General features: G+C 60.1%; 16 protein-coding genes and 1 tRNA gene. 8 read left to right on the top strand and 9 right to left on the bottom strand.

All coding sequences use genetic code 11. The features are described from left to right. Position 1: 1 nt before the first annotated feature. Both FTW19_RS18840 and FTW19_RS18835 read right to left on the bottom strand, forming a co-directional pair. Positions 2-637: a DUF1844 domain-containing protein gene (locus FTW19_RS18840; protein ID WP_147649123.1), complete on the bottom strand. Its 636-nt coding sequence runs from the start codon at positions 635-637 to the stop codon at positions 2-4. Between the two features lie 13 nt (positions 638-650). Then, positions 651-1631: a YgfZ/GcvT domain-containing protein gene (locus FTW19_RS18835; RefSeq protein ID WP_147649122.1), complete on the bottom strand. Its 981-nt coding sequence runs from the start codon at positions 1629-1631 to the stop codon at positions 651-653. A 56-nt stretch (positions 1632-1687) separates the two neighbouring features. Here FTW19_RS18835 and FTW19_RS18830 point away from each other — a divergent pair, with 56 nt between their 5' ends. From FTW19_RS18830 to mpl, 7 genes are read left to right on the top strand one after another with little or no spacing between them, the layout of a single operon-like run. Then, a complete protein-coding gene (locus tag FTW19_RS18830; protein ID WP_147649121.1) occupies positions 1688-3226 on the top strand; it encodes a hypothetical protein in 1539 nt (512 codons plus the stop codon). Between the two features lie 5 nt (positions 3227-3231). Continuing rightward, positions 3232-4095: an S-methyl-5'-thioadenosine phosphorylase gene (gene mtnP, locus FTW19_RS18825; RefSeq protein ID WP_147650739.1), complete on the top strand. Its 864-nt coding sequence runs from the start codon at positions 3232-3234 to the stop codon at positions 4093-4095. A gap of 48 nt (positions 4096-4143) precedes the next feature. Then, complete coding sequence (locus tag FTW19_RS18820) at positions 4144-5085, top strand: PfkB family carbohydrate kinase (RefSeq protein WP_147649120.1); 942 nt, start codon at positions 4144-4146, stop codon at positions 5083-5085. Continuing rightward, entirely contained in the window at positions 5069-6754 is a 1686-nt protein-coding gene (locus FTW19_RS18815) for an ArnT family glycosyltransferase (protein ID WP_246153394.1), read from the top strand. Before FTW19_RS18820 ends, FTW19_RS18815 begins: the two co-directional genes overlap by 17 nt. 9 nt (positions 6755-6763) lie before the next feature. Next, entirely contained in the window at positions 6764-7564 is an 801-nt protein-coding gene (dapF, locus tag FTW19_RS18810; protein WP_147649119.1) for a diaminopimelate epimerase, read from the top strand. Then, a complete protein-coding gene (locus tag FTW19_RS18805; RefSeq protein ID WP_147649118.1) occupies positions 7561-8484 on the top strand; it encodes a S66 peptidase family protein in 924 nt (307 codons plus the stop codon). Before dapF ends, FTW19_RS18805 begins: the two co-directional genes overlap by 4 nt. After that, a complete protein-coding gene (gene mpl, locus FTW19_RS18800) occupies positions 8485-9924 on the top strand; it encodes a UDP-N-acetylmuramate:L-alanyl-gamma-D-glutamyl-meso-diaminopimelate ligase (RefSeq protein WP_147649117.1) in 1440 nt (479 codons plus the stop codon). It abuts the gene before it with no gap. Positions 9925-10009: 85 nt separating this feature from the next. Here mpl and FTW19_RS18795 read toward each other — a convergent pair whose 3' ends face one another. The 7 genes from FTW19_RS18795 to FTW19_RS18765 all read right to left on the bottom strand — a co-directional run bounded on the left by FTW19_RS18795 (position 10010) and on the right by FTW19_RS18765 (position 15661). Continuing rightward, the gene (locus FTW19_RS18795) at positions 10010-10747 is read right to left on the bottom strand and encodes an SPOR domain-containing protein (RefSeq protein ID WP_187143055.1); all 738 of its coding nucleotides are present in this window, start codon (positions 10745-10747) and stop codon (positions 10010-10012) included. Between the two features lie 97 nt (positions 10748-10844). Further along, positions 10845-11501, bottom strand: a complete 657-nt coding sequence (locus tag FTW19_RS18790) for a hypothetical protein (protein ID WP_147649115.1) — start codon at positions 11499-11501, stop codon at positions 10845-10847. A 34-nt stretch (positions 11502-11535) separates the two neighbouring features. Then, entirely contained in the window at positions 11536-11967 is a 432-nt protein-coding gene (locus FTW19_RS18785) for a hypothetical protein (protein WP_147649114.1), read from the bottom strand. Beyond that, positions 11967-13559, bottom strand: coding sequence for a tetratricopeptide repeat protein (locus FTW19_RS18780; protein WP_246153393.1), 1593 nt, complete (start codon positions 13557-13559; stop codon positions 11967-11969). The genes FTW19_RS18785 and FTW19_RS18780 overlap by 1 nt, the downstream gene beginning before the upstream one ends. 92 nt (positions 13560-13651) lie before the next feature. Beyond that, the gene (locus FTW19_RS18775) at positions 13652-15238 is read right to left on the bottom strand and encodes an ArnT family glycosyltransferase (protein WP_246153392.1); all 1587 of its coding nucleotides are present in this window, start codon (positions 15236-15238) and stop codon (positions 13652-13654) included. Further along, positions 15239-15550 (bottom strand): DUF3467 domain-containing protein, encoded by a 312-nt coding sequence (locus FTW19_RS18770; protein WP_147649113.1) that lies wholly within the window; start codon positions 15548-15550, stop codon positions 15239-15241. Between the two features lie 26 nt (positions 15551-15576). After that, a tRNA-Leu gene (locus FTW19_RS18765) sits at positions 15577-15661 on the bottom strand. A 192-nt stretch (positions 15662-15853) separates the two neighbouring features. Here FTW19_RS18765 and FTW19_RS18760 point away from each other — a divergent pair. After that, positions 15854-16996 carry a phosphatidylinositol-specific phospholipase C1-like protein gene (locus tag FTW19_RS18760; RefSeq protein ID WP_147649112.1) on the top strand — a complete coding sequence of 381 codons (1143 nt, stop codon included), beginning with the start codon at positions 15854-15856 and terminating at the stop codon, positions 16994-16996. Positions 16997-17080: the final 84 nt, after the last annotated feature.

The raw sequence follows: 17080 nt of genomic DNA, 5'->3' as shown, positions 1-17080 counted from the left end.
GCTAGCGAACGATGCGCGGACCTCCGCCCGGCGGTGGAGGTAGAGGAGACTCAGGCTGCCGAGCCTGGCGGGCCAAAGCCTGCGTGATCTCCAGGAAAGCCATACGTACCTCGAAAAGAGCGTTTTCGAGCATCCGTGATTCCGCCTCGGTCAGGTTGCCCTTGCTCTTTTCCTGCAGCACGTTCAGCATGTCGATCGACTGGCGCGCGCCCAGAATGTCGACCCGTGCCTGCTCGCCTTCGGGTGTTCCGCCGCCGAGCTGCATGATCGCGGTCATATAGATGGATTGCACCAGACGGTCGAAGTTCACGGGCGGCAGCTGTTCCATGCCTGGGTTTGCGGCGCGGATAGCCGTATCCAGACGCTCGGCGGTCGCCTCATAGGCTGCCTTCGAGCGTTCTGCCTGCTCTTCCGTAAGCTTCGGCAGCTCCTGCTCGGCGGCTTCTGCGGCCTCCGCGGCCTCAGGTTCCGTCGCCGGCTCAGACTGGGGAGGCTCCGGCATTGCCGTGACAGTGGCCTTCGAGGCCTCTTCCACCTGCTCTTCATCGCGAGGACGTTCGGACTCGGGCCGCAGCTCTCCTTCTGTGGTGAACTTGCGGCGATCGTTGACAACAAACGGGGTAACTTTATCTGCCATAAATAAATGCCTTCTATTCGATGCGGAAGGGAAGCGGTGACGACGTCAGAGCTCCCCCTTCGTAGGTAAGCGCCTGACCGCGTTCCACGGCCTCGCGGCGAATAAATCCAAGAGCGATATTCAGATCGGAGTCTACGCTGGTCAGCTCGCCAACCGATGCGCCGCCGGCCAGGATGGCTGTTCCGGGTGCGGGGACAGAGCCGCTGAAACGGAAGCCGGCAAAGGTGCGATGTACGTTGCCGCGTGACCGTATGCGCTCCACGATCTCCTGCCCCAGGTAGCAGCCTTTGGTGAAGTGCAGGGCGCGGGTCTGTCCGGTCTCCTGCGGCAGCTCCTTTTCCCGGAGATCGCGGCCAATGGCCGGAATACCTTCCAGAATCCGGAGGGATTCGATGGTCTTGTCGTCGGCCTGCGGAAGAGTTTTGAGAGCCTCTGTCAGCTGTGCGACATTCTCCGCCCACAGCTCAAAGCGAGGCGTGAGTGGGCTGTACTGAGCGACAACCCAGACGGTTGCGCCGCGCCATTCGAAGGCACGGGTTGAGACAGGCGCCATTCCGGCCACGTCCAGGCCGATTGAGGCCAGGGCCTCTACGGCTTTGGGGCCGGCAATGCCCAGCCCCTGGTGTTTTGCGGAGACATCTTCCAGCTCCACGTCGTCCATGATGATGAAGTGGTCGAAAGCCGCCATAAGCGCCGGAACGCGCTCGCGGGTGGTCTCCAGCAGGATCTGCTCTTCCAGCAGAAATGCCGTGGCATCATGCTGAATACGCCCCTGGGCAGAAAGCAGGAAGTTGTAGCAGCCTTCTCCGGGATTCAGATCGCGAATGTTGTTCGTCAACATGCCATTCAGCCAGCGAACACGGTCTTCGCCGCGAACCGCGATCCATCCTTCGGCGTCCAAGGGATAGATAGCCGCCGTGGACAGGAGTGCTTTCAGGGCGAGATGATGGTCCACTGAAAGCGCCGGAGCTTCGTTGTGTGCAAGTGTGCTCATAAAACGGCGTCTATCCTAAGTATACGTTTCGTTGGATGATGGGAGACCCCCGTTTGATGCGCCACCCTTATCGCGCTGTTGTTGCTGTTACCCTTTCACTTCTGCCGCTGGCTGCGTTTGCCCAGACCCAGGCGCCCGGGCCTCCTCCGGGGAGCTCCGATGCCGGGAAAAAACCGGAAGTCCATATCACCCCCAAAGAAGCTGAGGCGCTCTTTAAGAGCGTGGACGAGATTCAGGGGTTTGCCGCCAAAGACTCCGGTCTGCGCTCCAGCCGCCCGGTGAAGAAGGTACTCATCACCCGCGATGCGGTCACGAAATATCTGAAACAGAAGTTCGACGAGGATGAGGGCGCCAAGCGCATGGAGCGCAGCGAGATCGTCCTGAAAAAGTTCGGCCTGCTCGACCGTGACTTCGATCTCAAGCCCTTTCTGCTCAGCCTTCTGACCGAGCAGATTGCCGGTTACTACGACAACAAGACCAAGACCATCAACCTGCTGGACTGGGTGGATGCCGAGACCCAGAAGCCGGTGATGGCGCATGAACTGACGCACGCGTTGCAGGACCAGCACGTCGACCTCACCAAGTGGGGCGACCAGGGGCTGAAGGACATCGCAAAGAATGCGCAGCAGGACAACGCTCACATCAAGAATGATGAGGTCGATACGACACGCGAGGCCGTTCTCGAAGGCCAGGCGATGGTTGTCTTTGTCGACTACTCGATGAAGGACACCGGCCGCACGCTGGCTGATGTTCCCGAGGAGCTGATGGGGCGCATGAAGGACATGCTTAGCGGGACGGAGAGCTCGCCGGTGCTGGCGCGTGCTCCGCTTATCCTGCAGCAGAGCCTGCTCTTTCCGTATGCAAATGGCCTGACCTTCGAGCAGTCCATCCTGCGCCGCTCCGGTGTTCAGAAGGCCTTCACCGGCGTTCTCGACGATCCACCGGTGAACACGTCGCAGATCATGCATCCGGAGAGCTACGTGACAAAGGTTCCGCAGCCGCTCATCCATCTGGCGGATATCCATCCGTTGATCGAGAAGGACTATACCCCGTACGACGTCGGTGTGCTGGGGGAGTTTGACGTCCACATGCTCGCCGAACTCTTCGCGGGACCGCAGATGGCTGACGCTCTGGCCCCGGCCTGGGCTGGAGGCGTGTACTACGCCGCGCTCAAGAAGAATGTCCCGGCAACGACCGGCAATCTGGGCCTGCTCTACTACTCGCGCTGGAAGAATACCGACTCCGCGGAGAGCTTCCAGAAGCTCTACACTGCGCAACTGGCGCGCAAGTACTCCGGTCTGCAGCGCCGCAAGGACGACGAGAAAGAAGGCGAGGAGATCTACTCGACCAGCGAGGGGGATGTCCTGGTCTCGACCATGGGCTCTGGTGTCTTTACCAGCGAAGGGTTCCCGCTGGAGATGGCCCGTAAGCTGCGGGATCAGATCACCTCCAACCAGGGAGAGGGACCCACGCGGCTGGCGTTGCAGCCGCTCTCGGCTCCTCTGATCACGGGGTTCGCCCGTCTGGGAGCGATGAAGGCAGGAATCCACGCTGCTGAACGATATACTCAGAGTTTGGCCCCAACAGGAGAATGAACGCGTTGCAGCAGGCAGAGATTGGCATTATCGGCGGCAGTGGACTGTACTCCATGCCCGGCTTCACCAACATCCGCGAAGAGAAGATCACCACGCCCTTCGGCGATCCAAGCGATCCGCTGGTGCTGGGTGAACTTGAAGGCAGAAAGGTCGCCTTCCTGGCCCGCCACGGGAAAGGGCACCGCATTCTGCCGACCGAACTGAACTTCCGCGCCAATATCTATGCGATGAAGCAGCTCGGTGTGGAGCGCATCCTCTCCGTTTCTGCGGTCGGCTCGCTCAAGGAAGAGCACAAGCCAACGGACTTCGTGATTCCTGACCAGTTCATCGACCGCACGTTTGCCCGTACGTCTACCTTCTTCGGCGACGGCATCGTTGGCCACGTCGCCTTCGGTGACCCCGTCTGCGCGACGGTGACGAAGGCCTTTGAGGCGGCCTGCAAGGAAGTGGGTGTGGTGGGCAAGCGTGGCGGAACCTACGTCTGCATGGAAGGCCCGCAGTTCTCCACCCGCGCGGAGTCCAATCTGTATCGCTCCTGGGGAGCGGATGTTATCGGCATGACCAACCTGCAGGAAGCGAAGCTCGCCCGCGAGGCGGAGATCTGCTACTCCACCCTGGCCATGGTCACTGACTACGACTGCTGGTTTGAAGGACACGACGATGTCACCGTCGATCAGATCATTGCGGTCATGCACACCAATTCGGCGAATGCGGCCAAGGTGGTCAAGGCTGCGGTTGCGGCTATGCCCACCGGCGAGCGTACCTGTGCCTGCGCCTCAGCTCTGAAGTATGCCGTCATGACTGACAAGAAGGTTATTCCCCCGGCCACACGCGCCAAACTGGCCCTGCTGCTCGATAAGTACGAATAAGATCCCTTGCTGTAAATAAGATCCCAGATCTAAAGAGGAACAAGAACATTGGCAATTCTGGTAGTAGGCTCCGTCGCCTTCGACAACCTTGAAACTCCCAGCGGTAAGCGCGAAAACGTTCTGGGTGGCGCGGCGACGCACTTCTCGCTGGCCGCCAGCTTCTTTACCCCGGTACGGGTGGTCGGTGTCGTCGGCGAGGACTTCCTTCCCGAGCACGAAGCCGTGCTCACTTCGAAAGGCATCGACGTGGCCGGCATTGAGCACGCCGCGGGGAAGAGCTTCCACTGGACCGGCTCCTACGTCGAGAACCTGAACGAGGCGAAGACGCTGGCGACCGATCTGAATGTCTTCGGCACCTTCGCTCCCAAGATTCCTGACAGCTATCTCGACAGCGAGTATCTCTTCCTGGCGAACATCGATCCGGTCTTGCAGTTACAGGTTCGTAAGCAGCTGCCGAAGGTGAAGATGGTTGCCGGCGACACGATGAACTACTGGATCGCCGATCATCGCGCCAACCTGGAGAAGGTCCTGAAGGAGCTCGACGTCCTGCTCATCAACGACGGCGAGGCGCGTATGCTGGCCGGTGAGCCGAACCTTCTGCGGGCCGCACGCAAGGTGATGGAGATGGGGCCAAAGGCCCTGGTGGTGAAGCACGGAGAGTATGGCGCCTCTGCCTTCTTCTGCGATCGCAGCTTTGCGGATACAACGCACATCACGCTGCCGTTCCGCGCTCCAGCTATGCCGCTGGAGGAGGTAGTGGATCCGACCGGCGCGGGTGACTCCTTTGCCGGCGGCTTCTATGGTTACGTCGCATCGCAGCCGAAGCTCACGCCCGCGGTCTTCCGCAAGGCGATGTTCTATGGAGGCGTGATGGGATCGTTCGCCGTAGAGCGCTTCGGCACTGAGCGTTTGCAGCACACGACGAAGGACGAGGTGGAGGAGCGCTTCCGTCTCTTCCAGGAGATCTCTCACCTTGAGCTTGAGGCGTAAGGACAACGAACGGCCGCGTCAGGAGAATCGTGACGCTATCCCCAACGACGAGGGGACCATTGCCGCGCGCATGGCTATCAAGCCGGCGAAGCGTGAGGAGATGTTTCCTATTGCGCTTGCGTCGATGATCCTGGCCTTTCTGGCCGTGCTCATCTCGGCTTCGCGTGGATACCTTCTGCTCTACGGCGACGCGGTAGCTCATCTCGCCATTGCGCGTCGCATCATCGACTCGGTGAACCCGGGGCTGCCGCAGATCGGCAGCGTCTGGCTGCCGCTGCCGCATTTGTTGCTGGTGCCGTTCGTCTCCAAGATACAGTGGTGGCAGACAGGCACCGGTGGAACCTGGCCGTCTTTTGCCTTCTACATCCTTGGCAATGTCGGCTTCTATCGTCTTGCCCGCCGCATGCTGCCGGTTCATTGGGCCTTCGGCGCGACGCTGTTTTATGCGCTGAATCCGAACCTTCTCTACCTGGCAACTACTGCTATGACGGAGCCGCTGTTCCTGGCGATCTTCGTCTGGTCGACCGTCGTTGTGATGGAGTGCATCGACGCTATTCGCGACGAGCAGATCCGCGTGGTCAAGGCCAGGCTCATTGTCGCCGGCATCCTGTCTGTACTCTCGGTCTACACGCGCTACGACGGCTGGGTCCTCGCTGCCTGCGTCTGGCTGATGCTGACCATCTCGCTGGTGAAGAACAAGCGCGTCTTCGAGAAGGTGCGTTTCGCGTTCGTCATTCTCACCGTCCTTACAGTACTGGCTCCCATCGGCTGGATGGCGCACAACTGGCGCTATACCGGCGACCCGCTGGACTTCATGCGCGGACCGTACTCCGCCGCCGCCATTGAGCGCAAGACAGCTCCTCCGGGGCAACACTATCGCGGCTGGCATAACCCCGCCTGGGCGCTGCTCTTCTATACGCGGACCGCGCAGGTGAATGCCGCTGCCTGGGAGACGGGCTTCCTGTTGATGGCGGCAGCAATTGCCGGTACCTGGATGCTGTGGAAACGTGGCCTGGCGCGTGCATCGGTCCTTCTGTGGATGCCGCTGCCCTTCTATATCTATTCGGTCTCATTCGGATCGGTGCCGATCTTCATCCCGCAGCTCTATCCGCACTCGTACTACAACGCGCGTTACGGCATGGAGTTGCTTCCGGCGTTGGTCGTCTTTGCCTTTGTCGTAGTCGCCTGGTTCGAGAACCGTATCATCCGTACCCGGCCCGTGCAGGCGGTCTTCCTGCAGCCCGCAGTGATGGTGCTCGCGATCGCGAACTGCGTCGCCATGACATGGTTTACGCCGCTTGTCTTGAAGGAAGGCATTGTGAACTCGCGCACACGCGTTCCGTTTGAGACCTCCATTGCCCGCGAGCTTCTGGCTATGCCGCAGGGACTGCCGGTGATGATGTACACCTCAGACCACGTTGGAGCCATTCAGCAGACCGGAATTCCGCTGAAGCAGTTTATTTCGGAGTCCGATTACGACAGCTTCCATCGCGCCCTGGCTGAGCCCGCGAAGTATGCTGCCTATGTCGTCGCCATCGACAAGGATCCGGTCTCGGATGCGGTCAAAAAGAACTCCAGCAACCTGAAAGAGCTGACCGTGCTGTGTACGACAGGACAGCCCTGCGCCCGCATCTACGAGTCCGAGATCTATCAACCGGCAAAGAAGTAGAGAAAGAACATGATTCCTTTTGTAAAAGCACATGCCTGTGGCAATGATTTCCTCGTGGTAGAAGAAACGCTGGCTCATGACAAGCATGCAGAGATCGCCCGTAAGCTGTGCGCCCGCAACACCAGCGTCGGCGCCGACGGTGTTGAGTTCCTCGAACGCCGCGACGATGGCAGCTACTTCCTTCGCCTCTTCAATGCCGATGGTTCCGAAGCAGAGCTCTCAGGTAACGGCACCCGCTGTGTGGCTGCATGGCTGGCCTATAGCGAGGGCCTGAAGCAGGTAACGCTTGGGACGCACGGTGGCCCACGCGCGTGCACAACCGTCTCCTGTGAAGATACGAGCTTCCTGATCGAGACCGGCATGGGCGTGCCTCAGGTGCATCCGCAGGCGGTCCAGGTCGAGGGCGTCGGTGCTGTGGAGGGAGCCAACGTCAACGTCGGCAATCCGCACTTCGTCATCTTCGTGGACACCGATGACTTCTCCTCCCATGGGCTTGCCTGGCAGGCGCTGGGTGAGAAGATCTGCTTCCATCCTGACTTCCCGAAGCAGACCAATGTCGAGTTTGTCCGCGTGCTGGCGCCGGGACATATCGCCTTCCGCATCTATGAACGTGGCGTAGGGCCAACCACCTCTTCCGGTACAGGTACTTGTGCCTCCTCGACGGCAGCGATCGCGTTGCGCGACTGTAGCACCACCCTCGAAGCGACGGCCGAGGGCGGAACCCAGCGCGTGATCTGGCCTACGCCGGCAGACGAGATGCGCTTGACCGGCCCCGCTGAGATCATCTGCGTTGGAAAGGTCAGCCTGTGAGCACCAAGCCGAAGGCGCTGCGCAAGGGCGCTCGCTTGGCAGTTGTCTCACCGGCGAGCACGCCTCAGCGTGGGCTGGTAGAGAAGGGCGCAGTTGCTCTTCGCGAGCTGGGCTATGAGCCGGTGCTGTATCCGCATGTCTTCGGCGGAGGTCCCCTCTACTACGCTGGCACAGCCGAAGAGCGAGTCAACGATCTGCATGCAGCCTTTGCAGATAAGACCATCGATGGCATCATTGCCGCGCGTGGGGGCTGGGGGACGGCGGAGCTGCTGCCGTTGCTGGACACCGAACTGATTCGCGCTAATCCGAAGGTCTTTATTGGCTACAGCGACCACACCTCGCTGCATACCTACTTCCAGACACACTGCGACCTGAACACCTTCTACGCCCCGATGGTGGCTGCGGACTTTGCCCGCGAGAATGGTGTGGACTGGTCAAGTTGGTGCTCGGTCTTCGAAGGTGCATCGGAATGGAGCCTGACTGCTGCGGACGGTCTGCGCATGCTGCGGCCCGGCAAAGCCACCGGAGTTCTCCGCGGAGGTTGCATCTCGATCCTTGCGCAGTCGCTGGGGACGCCCTGGGCGGCGGAGACTGGCAACAGCATTCTCTTCCTGGAAGATATCGGCACCAAGCCTTACCAGTGGGACCGTATTCTGCTGCACCTGCGCTGGGCGGGCCGGCTGGATACAGTGCAGGGCATTGTCTTTGGAGACATGAAGCAGTGCGTTATTCCGGAAGATATGGAACTACTTGAAGACGCCATCCAGCACTCGCTGCGTGACTTCGCTGGGCCGGTGGCGATCGGGCTGCGTTCGGGGCACGTCTCGGAGCCGAATATCAGCCTGCCGCTGGGCGTGTCGTGTATGCTCGACTGTTCCAGCGAGCCTCAACTCAATTTTCTGGAAAGCGCTGTCGTCTAGATGCAGGGACTCAAACACATCCATCTCATCGGTATCTGCGGCACGGCGATGGCCTCGCTGGCCGGCATGCTGCAGGCACAGGGACACAAGGTCACGGGCTCAGACGCAGCAGCATATCCACCGATGTCGGATCTTCTGGTATCGCTTGGTATTCCGATCTCCGAGCCCTATGCCGAGAAGAACCTGCAGCCCAATCCTGATCTTGTGGTTGTCGGCAATGCGATCTCGCGCGGCAATGTCGAGTTGGAGTATGTAATGGAGCATCGTCTGCCATTTATCTCGATGGCAGCGCTGATCCATGATGAGTTTCTGCGCGGCCGCGACTCGCTCGTCGTCGCCGGGACCCATGGCAAGACCACAACCACCAGCATGCTCGCCTGGATCTTCGAGGTAGCCTCGCGCCGCAGGCCGGAGCTTTCGCCCAGCTTTCTGATCGGCGGTGTTGCCGAGAACTTCGGCACCAGCTTTCGCGTACGCGGCACCAAGCCCTTTATCCTCGAAGGCGACGAGTATGACACCGCTTTCTTCGATAAAGGACCAAAGTTCCTGCACTACTTCCCGCAGGCGGCGATTCTGACGCACGTCGAGTTCGACCACGCCGATATCTATGCAGATCTTGCCAGCGTGAAGACTGCGTTCAAACGGTTTGTGAACCTGGTGCCACGCAATGGAGTCGTTGTCGCGTTTGACGGCAGTGCGAATGTCACCGAATGCGTCGCCCGCGCCTTCTGCCGCGTAGAGCGCTACGGACTGGCAGAAAGCTCCCACTGGCGGGTGACCAACCTGCGTCATGAGGACGAAGGTTCACGCTGGTCGCTGCTTCGCGGTGGCGAGCCCTTTGCCGAGCTCTATCTGCCGATGGCGGGCGAACACAATGCCCTCAATGCAACTGCAGCCGCGGCCCTGGCTGCGACGCAGGGCATCGATGCCGCCAGCATTGTCGAGGCCCTCGCCAGCTTCCGCTCCGTGAAGCGCCGCCTGGAGGTGATTGCCGAGACCCGTGGCGTCACCATCATTGATGACTTCGCCCATCACCCGACTGCTATCCGCGAGACGCTACGTGCATTACGCGCAAAGTATCCATCGCGGCGTCTGATCGCTGTACTGGAGCCACGCTCGAATACGCTACGCCGCAATGTCTTTGAGAAGGAGCTGGTCGACTCGCTGGCGCTGGCCGACTCCGTAATCCTGGCCTCTGTCTTCAAGAGCGAGAGCATTCCAGTGGAAGAACGGCTGCACCCGGAGAGTGTCGTCGCTGGTTTGAAGTCTGCTGGTAAGCCCGCGGAGCTGCTGCCGGATGTGGATGCGATCGTCGCGAAGATTGTGAAGGAGATGCAGCCGGGCGACGTCGTCGCCATTCTGTCTAACGGTGGCTTCGGTGGTATCTACGAGAAGCTGCCCGCGGCCATCGACGCGGCTGCTGGAGCACTTTCCCTGTAGGGCTTCCGCATCTATGGGCGTTTTCCGCAATGAAAACGCCGTTGCACTCCTTTTCCGGAATATACCTGGCAACAGGGAAAATGCTCTATTTGACGATGGCGTTATAGCCGTCTGAGAGCAGACGCTGACGCATTGCTTCTGCGTCCTTGCGGTTGGAAAACGGCCCGAGCTGCACGTGGATCAGGTGATCTGTCGGAGCCGAGGTCGTAAAGACCGCGTAGCCGCGCCGCTTCAATGCACTCAGCAGCACCTCCGCATCTTCCTGGTGCGAGACTGCGGCAACTTGCACGATGGCCGGTCCCTGAGACTGCGTCGTCGGCAGTGACACTGGCTGTACTGCCGGTACCTGGGGTTGAGCGACGGTGGCAGCCACACGCGGTGCGGGTGCGGGCGCTGGTACGGTCTCCGGTGTGGGAGCCGACGTCTTTACAGGCTGAGATGGCTTCTGCGTGGTATCAGCATTCGCGACGGTAACGGCAGGCTGTGTCTGCGCAGTGGTATTGCCGGCAGCGCCGTAATACTGCTGTGTGCCGGTATTCGCGTTGGCGTCTGCCGCTTGCTTTGCCGAGAGATAACCGGGGACCGGCTGAATCGCAACCGCTCCGGGCGCCGGCTTGAAATTACTGAAGTTGCTGCCGGTTTCACTCTGTTCGGCGGGCGTGGCAATCGCGGAGCGACGGCCGGCGGTATAGCCGAAGCCGAAGAACAGGGCACAGATTAAAGCGGCAGCAAAGAAAATGCCCAGCACCGAGCCGGTGCTGAGATGAATTTCGCGATCTTTCCGCGCGGGTTGCAGATCCAGGTCGTCGACCACGGTGCTCATAACAGGAGATGGTATCCACCGGGCCACGGCGTCAGCCATAGCCTACAACCGCGATGATAGGCCAACTATGGCGCGGTGGATATCCCCCTAAAGTTACCTAGAAGTGTACGTAGAACCCGAAGGCGGGCTCGATGGTCGAGTTCTGCTTCTGGAGCGTCAGGTAGTTCTGTCCGAAGTCAGGCGCCTTATGGAAGGCCTGGCGGAACTGAACACGGACGCCGATGTTCGGGGTAAATACCGGCATCTCGCCGCCGAATGCATAGTAGTAGGTGGCGCGCGCCTGCGGCTGTAGACCGACACCGCCAAAACGGGTCGGCTTGAACTCGGTCGCGCCGGCTCCGGCCGAAGCGAATGTCTTGATCCCGGCAATCTCCGGCCCATGATAGACATAGCCGAGAGTGAACTCGTTCGGTGTTGTCTGAACTGTCAGGGTGGGGTTGTTGGAGCGTACGTAGGTCTGGGTCGAGCGGCTGTAGTTCCAGTTAAACTCAAAGCCCACCAGAGGGCTCTTCGTGTAGCGAAGCTGTACCAGGGCGCCGAAGGTGGTGCTCGCGCTCTGATCGACCTTCTGGTTCAGATAGTTTGTGCCATTGACACTGGAGTGGCTGACGTACGCGCCCTGAAGGGCGAAGTCCATGCGGTCAAGGTGCTTCGCCAGCCGCTTGGTGGTGGACGTCTGCGCGTGTGCGGAGGTGGAGACGACGGAGGCGAGACCTAAACCTGCGATCAGAAACGCGCGGCACAACTTCGACATGAACAGCGGTGACTCCTTACCGAAAACGATATTTCTAGTGTACCGTGAGGCGCTTGGCGCGGCGCGCTCGTAGTGCAACTGTGGCCAGATAGCTGGTGGTGACGCCCAGAATCCCGCTGAGCAGAACTCCAGCGACCGGGTTCGGCTGGGCTGATCCGTCCGCTGATCCGACATAGAACCGTGCAATCCCGGCTGCCATGCCCGCTACCCCTGCGGTTGTAGCCAGCCAGCGGACGGGAAACCACGCCTGCAGGACACATAAGGCGAAGCCTGTTGAGAGAAGCCCGGCCGAAGCGAGACGTACGGGAGGAGTGAGCAGGGCAGGTAGAGGAGCCAGCACCAGCAGAAGACCGAAGCAGCCGGGAACGATGCTACCCGGCCGATTGGCCTCCGCATAGATCAGCAGCACGCCGGCGAAGATCGTAGCGAAGAGGATCGTCGGATGAGAAGCAAGCACGATCGACATTACTGCACCGGCTGTCCCCGGCTGATGATGGTCTGTTTCAGAGCGATGGCTGCCGCGTTACTTGGCTCAATGCGCATGGCATTGCTCACGTCGTTCGCCGCCTGGGGAAGCTCTCCGGCGCCCAGTTCGATTCGGGCCAGAACCAGGTAGGCTGCGGCGTTGGGTTTCAGTTTGAGAGAGGCTTCGGCCTCGCTCCGGGCTTCCGCGGTAGTACCGCTGCGTTCGCGTACCTGCGCCAGGCCGATGTGTGCGGCGGCTGAGGTCGAGTCCATCTGCAGCGCCGACTGAAACTCACGCTCAGCCTCAAGCACCAGACCCTGCTGCAGGTAGTCCTGTCCCTGCTGGACAAGCGCTTCTGACTGTTTGGCTGGCGGCAGGGTCGCTGTCTGCATGGCCCGCATCTGTTCAAGTTCGAAGGCGGCCTGACGGAATCCGGACTCCGAGTAGGTCCGGCGGACACGTGGCAGGGCCTCGAAATCGACGGATGGATTATCGACCTTCTGCAGCAGCAAGGGAGCTTCAGCGTCAGCCGGTTTCAGGCTGAGGGTCTTCTGCAACTCGGCCTTCGCTCCGGGAAAGTCGCGGCGCTGAAAAAGCGCAGTCGCGGTATTGTAGTGGTAATCGGCATCTTTGGGATCAGCCATGGAGGCGCGCTGAAACAGCGCTCCGGCGTCTTTCCCCTGGCGGCTGGCCGCGACTCCCTGGTTGTTGACGACTTCAGGAAGAGGCAGACGGCTGGCGACAAAACCGAACGCAGTCTCTGCCGCTGCATACTGGCCGGAGTTGAAGTTGGCCAGGCCGAGGTAGAAGTTCGCTTCCAGCGCCAGGCGATTGTTCTGTGGCAGCTTGGTCAGCGTAGCCGCAGCCTCTTCAAACTGTCCCTGCGCGTATTGCGCCTTTCCCAGCGCCAAAATTGCGGCGGCATAGTCAGGCGAGAGCGAGACGGCGGTCTTCAGACGCCTAAGGCGCTCTGAGGGCGTCTGTGCCGAGACGCCGCGGACATAGCTCTCAAAGGCTTCCAGCTTGTCATAGGCGCTCTGCGCCAGAAAGGTCTGCTCCGCCACGGGAAAGGAAGGGTCCACTTCTTTCACAATCTTCCAGGCGACCGCGTTCTCGAGATCGAAGAACCGGTTTTTGTCTACCGACTCCTCGATAGGTTTGGACATCGAGAGCTTGTTGACGTCCAGCACCTGCGCCTGCGCGGCCAGATGGTCACCCTGCATGGTAAAGCTGCCAATGACGATGAGATCGGCATCCAGCGTCTGTGCAATCCGCAATGCGGTGGCGCGGCTGGGTTTCAGATCCAGGGGATAACCGAGATGATCGAGGGCATACATCCGATCGTCGCGGCTGATGGTCAGAAAACCGGAAGAAGAGAGACGCTGGTTCAGCATCTCCGGAAAGGAATCGCCGATCCAGTTCAGGCCCGTCTGCCCTGAGCGGTTGTCGAACGGTAACACCAGCACAACGTGCCCATGGGAGGCGGGTGCGGCATAGGCCGCCACGGCGCCTGCAACCGAGAGAAGACCCGATAGAGCAATTTTCCTGTAGGTGTAGTGCAGGGCTTTTGAATTTATGGGCGTTTTCCTCAATGAAAACGCCGCTGCATGCGGTTTCCGGGATACCCAGCAACAGGAAAAATGCTCTAGAATGCGGCGTTTCGAAAACATCATCACCGGCCTGATTATAGGTGTTTGGACTTCTCTGGAGCCGCGATGGCAGCGTCCACTGCTCTCGGAAAACGGATCACCGCAGCCCACTCACCGTTCCGCTGTGCCTGCCACACGACCTCACCATGCAGCACGGCGGCGGCCTCGGCGGGGAGCAGATCACGATGGAAGTCGAAGTACCGGGTGGCCTCGCCTTCCAGCGGCCGGCCGAGGTTAAGCCTGCCTGCTGCGGGCTCGTACTTGGTGCTGAAGATCAACGCCGTGTCGTATTTCTCAGGATGCCGGGCTGCGGCCTGTACCTCTTCGACTGAGAAGTTCTGGATGGGTGCGACCTTGAGGGGGTGCTTCACATAGCCCAGGTCTGGATGCATCAGCTCTGTCCATGCAGGCCATGCCGTAAGGACCGTTGCCTGGGGATAACGCTGCGTAATGATGTTGATGGCCTGCTGATGCAGCATCACGAAGTCGCGGTAGGTCAGGTTGTCCTCGGGAGCAAAGGCGTAGGGAGGATTGACGGTAATGGCTGCAACAAATCCCCCGAAGCTAATAGCTGCCAGCAGCCACCACTGCCGGAAGTGATGCCGCCAGAGGCTGACATACAGAAGCAGCAGCAGCGGAAAGCAGGGCAGGAGGTAGCGGGTCAGTAGCGCTCCGCCAAGGACAGAGAACTCAAGCAGGTTAGCAAGAAGGACGACGGCAATTGCCGTCATGGCCGGCTTGGCGATGCGCTGGGTGCGTTCCGGGGCATATGGTGTCAGCAACAGGGCTCCGGTTGTCAGCACCGTAGCTACCCACATGTTCATATGCACCACCAGGTGCAGGATGCGGTGATAGAACGAGAGCGCGACTCGCTTGGCGTCGAGCGTTGCGGTGGCGTTGTAGCGCACAAACTCCGGGTTGCCGAACATGTATCCGGTCTTGTGCAGGTGATAGAGGTACCAGGCGATGAGGGGCAGCAGGGGAAACGCCAGTACCGATACCCAGGTCCACCGCACCTTGCGAGCGCGAGCGCCGGTCACCAGTTCCCAACCTGCCAGAGCCACAGGTGTGACAATGGCTGTCTCTTTCGCAAGAGCTGCCAGTGCAAAGAGCGTAGCCGCCCAGATGGCATTCCGGGTGGGGCTCGTCCGGACGAGGCTTTCGAAGTAGAACGAGAGACCCCACAGGGTAAGGGCCGCGGCGAAGATATCGGCGTGCGCCAAGGTGCTCTGCGCGAACCAGATGGAGAAAGCGGCAGTCAGAAGGACGGTTGTGGCCGCAACCGCGGTGCCCGCCAGCAAGCGCGCCATGCGGAAGACGCCCAGCAGCGCAGCAGCGCTGACCATGACCACCAGCGTGCGCGTTGCCGAGGGAACGAAGCGGGCAATGTGCCACCAGCTTGCCATCAGAATCGACGGCAGGGGAGGATGCGCATTGGTGACCGTGGTGAAGGGAATCAGCGTCCCGGTGCGGAAGAAATCCAGCGCGGCCGGAACGTAGTATCCGGCTTCGTCCCAGAAATAAGGCAGGCGCAATAGCGTGACGTGCGACAGGTAAATACCCGCGAAGAGCAGCGGATAGATCACCCAGAGCGGCAGCTCCGCGTTGCGATTTGGCAGCACTTAGTGGACTGGTCCCGGAGGATTGAAGTTCGGCTCCAGAGCGATCTGTCCAAAGGCTCGCTCATACTGCTGCACATTCTCGCCCAGCACGCCCAACAGGGCTTTTGCCTGCTGCGGGCTAAGGTACACGCCCTGGAAATTACGCACCGTCACCTCATCAGCTGCCTGCGGATGCATCGTGCCGAAAATCAGCTGGAAGTCCCACACCGACATCCGCACCTGCACGCTGTTGGCGTAGCTGTCACGATAGTCTTCGGTCTTTTCCAGGTGAAGCGTGGTGCTGTTTTCCGCGGGTTTGTTCTGCTGGCTCATGATGCCTTTCAGGAGTGAAGAAAAGTTGGTGCGAAAGGGGGGACTTGAACCCCCACGGGTTGCCCCGCCAGATCCTAAGTCTGGTGCGTCTGCCAATTTCGCCACTTTCGCACGTGGAGACGCTATATACAGATTCTAAATGACCGGGTGCTCCATGTCCCGGGCTCCCGGCGATCTTTTCGCCGGGCGGTTTGACGGCTCCGGCACGTTCTTGGAAGCGCAAACCTCTTTTGCATATACTTCTTTGCTGCTGCAGATGAGGCGATTCATCCTGCGGCAACATCGTCGCTTTACAAGGTATTCATGCGGTCTTTTTTCGTAACTCTGCTCGCCGTTACGGCTGTACCGGCTGCCTTAGCGCAGCACTCCCTCGTCAACCAGGACAAACAGATTCACATGAACCAGATCCAGGTGATCGGTTCGCATAACAGCTATCACAAGGGCTTTGCCCCTGGTGAAGCGAAGTGGCTGGAGCAGCGGAATCCCGATGCCTTCCGCAGCCTGGACTATCGCCATGCGCCTCTGACCGATCAGCTCGACGGCGGTGTACGCCAGTTGGAGATCGATATCTTTGCCGACCCGAAGGGGGGCAAGTTTGCGCATCCCAAGGTCGTGGAATGGGTCAAAGCTGCGGGCCTGCCGGCTGACCCGGACTTCGATCCGGATCACGAGATGGACAAGCCGGGCTTCAAGGTCATGCACGTTCAGGACCTCGATGAGCGCAGCCAGTGCCACACCTTTGTGAAGTGCTTGCAGCAGGTTAAGGGATGGTCCAAAGCGCATCCCAAGGCGCTGCCGGTCTTTCTTCTGATTGAGACCAAGGAAGGCGCGGTGCGTAACCTGCCCAATGCCGAGGTGCCCCTGCCGTTTACTTCGGAGACATTTGATGCCGTCGATGCCGAAATCCGCAGCGTCTTCTCCGAGGACGAGATGATCACGCCAGATATGGTGCGTGGCAAGTACGCGACTCTGCCTGAAGCAGTGAAAGCGGGGAACTGGCCGACGCTTGATAAGGCTCGTGGCAAGGTGGTTTTCCTGATCGATCAGCGCCCCAAAGAAGAGACCTATGTTGCAGGACATCCTTCGCTGAAGGGCAGGGTGATGTTTACTAACGCCGTTCCAGGACGTGACGATGCTGCCTTCACCGAGATGAACAGCGGATCGAAAGAAGAGATCGATGCTTTGGTAAAGCAGGGATATCTCGTTCGCGCACGCACTGACGATGGCACGACGGCGGCACGCACCAACGACACCAAGCGGCGTGAAGAGGTTCTTGCCAGCGGGGCGCAGTTGGTCAGCACAGACTATCCGCCGTCAGAGCCGGCAAGCTGGACGGGATTCTTCGTCGGCTTCCCCGGTGGACTGGTCGCACGATGCAACCCGATCGATGCCACAGCTTCTTGTGACAGCAAGGCGCTCGACGGTGTTCTTCCGGCGCGTCGCTAAAACTAAATCTGTTTCACATCTGTACACTGCATAACAATCCAAACCTCTCAAAAGCCCGGCAGGCCAGATCACTGGCCGCCGGGC

The organism is Terriglobus albidus (assembly GCF_008000815.1).
Taxonomy (GTDB): domain Bacteria; phylum Acidobacteriota; class Terriglobia; order Terriglobales; family Acidobacteriaceae; genus Terriglobus; species Terriglobus albidus_A.
Note: the sequence above shows the minus strand (reverse complement) of the source record. Positions and strands in the feature narration are given on the sequence as shown.

Bases quoted from the DNA above. Each gene is read 5' to 3' on its own strand.
- FTW19_RS18840 (WP_147649123.1), bottom strand. From the start codon at position 637: ATGGCAGATAAAGTTACCCCGTTTGTTGTCAACGATCGCCGCAAGTTC.
- FTW19_RS18835 (WP_147649122.1), bottom strand. From the start codon at position 1,631: ATGAGCACACTTGCACACAACGAAGCTCCGGCGCTTTCAGTGGACCAT.
- FTW19_RS18830 (WP_147649121.1), top strand. From the start codon at position 1,688: ATGCGCCACCCTTATCGCGCTGTTGTTGCTGTTACCCTTTCACTTCTG.
- dapF (WP_147649119.1), top strand. From the start codon at position 6,764: ATGATTCCTTTTGTAAAAGCACATGCCTGTGGCAATGATTTCCTCGTG.
- mpl (WP_147649117.1), top strand. From the start codon at position 8,485: ATGCAGGGACTCAAACACATCCATCTCATCGGTATCTGCGGCACGGCG.
- FTW19_RS18795 (WP_187143055.1), bottom strand. From the start codon at position 10,747: ATGAGCACCGTGGTCGACGACCTGGATCTGCAACCCGCGCGGAAAGAT.
- FTW19_RS18790 (WP_147649115.1), bottom strand. From the start codon at position 11,501: ATGTCGAAGTTGTGCCGCGCGTTTCTGATCGCAGGTTTAGGTCTCGCC.
- FTW19_RS18785 (WP_147649114.1), bottom strand. From the start codon at position 11,967: ATGTCGATCGTGCTTGCTTCTCATCCGACGATCCTCTTCGCTACGATC.
- FTW19_RS18770 (WP_147649113.1), bottom strand. From the start codon at position 15,550: ATGAGCCAGCAGAACAAACCCGCGGAAAACAGCACCACGCTTCACCTG.
- FTW19_RS18760 (WP_147649112.1), top strand. From the start codon at position 15,854: ATGCGGTCTTTTTTCGTAACTCTGCTCGCCGTTACGGCTGTACCGGCT.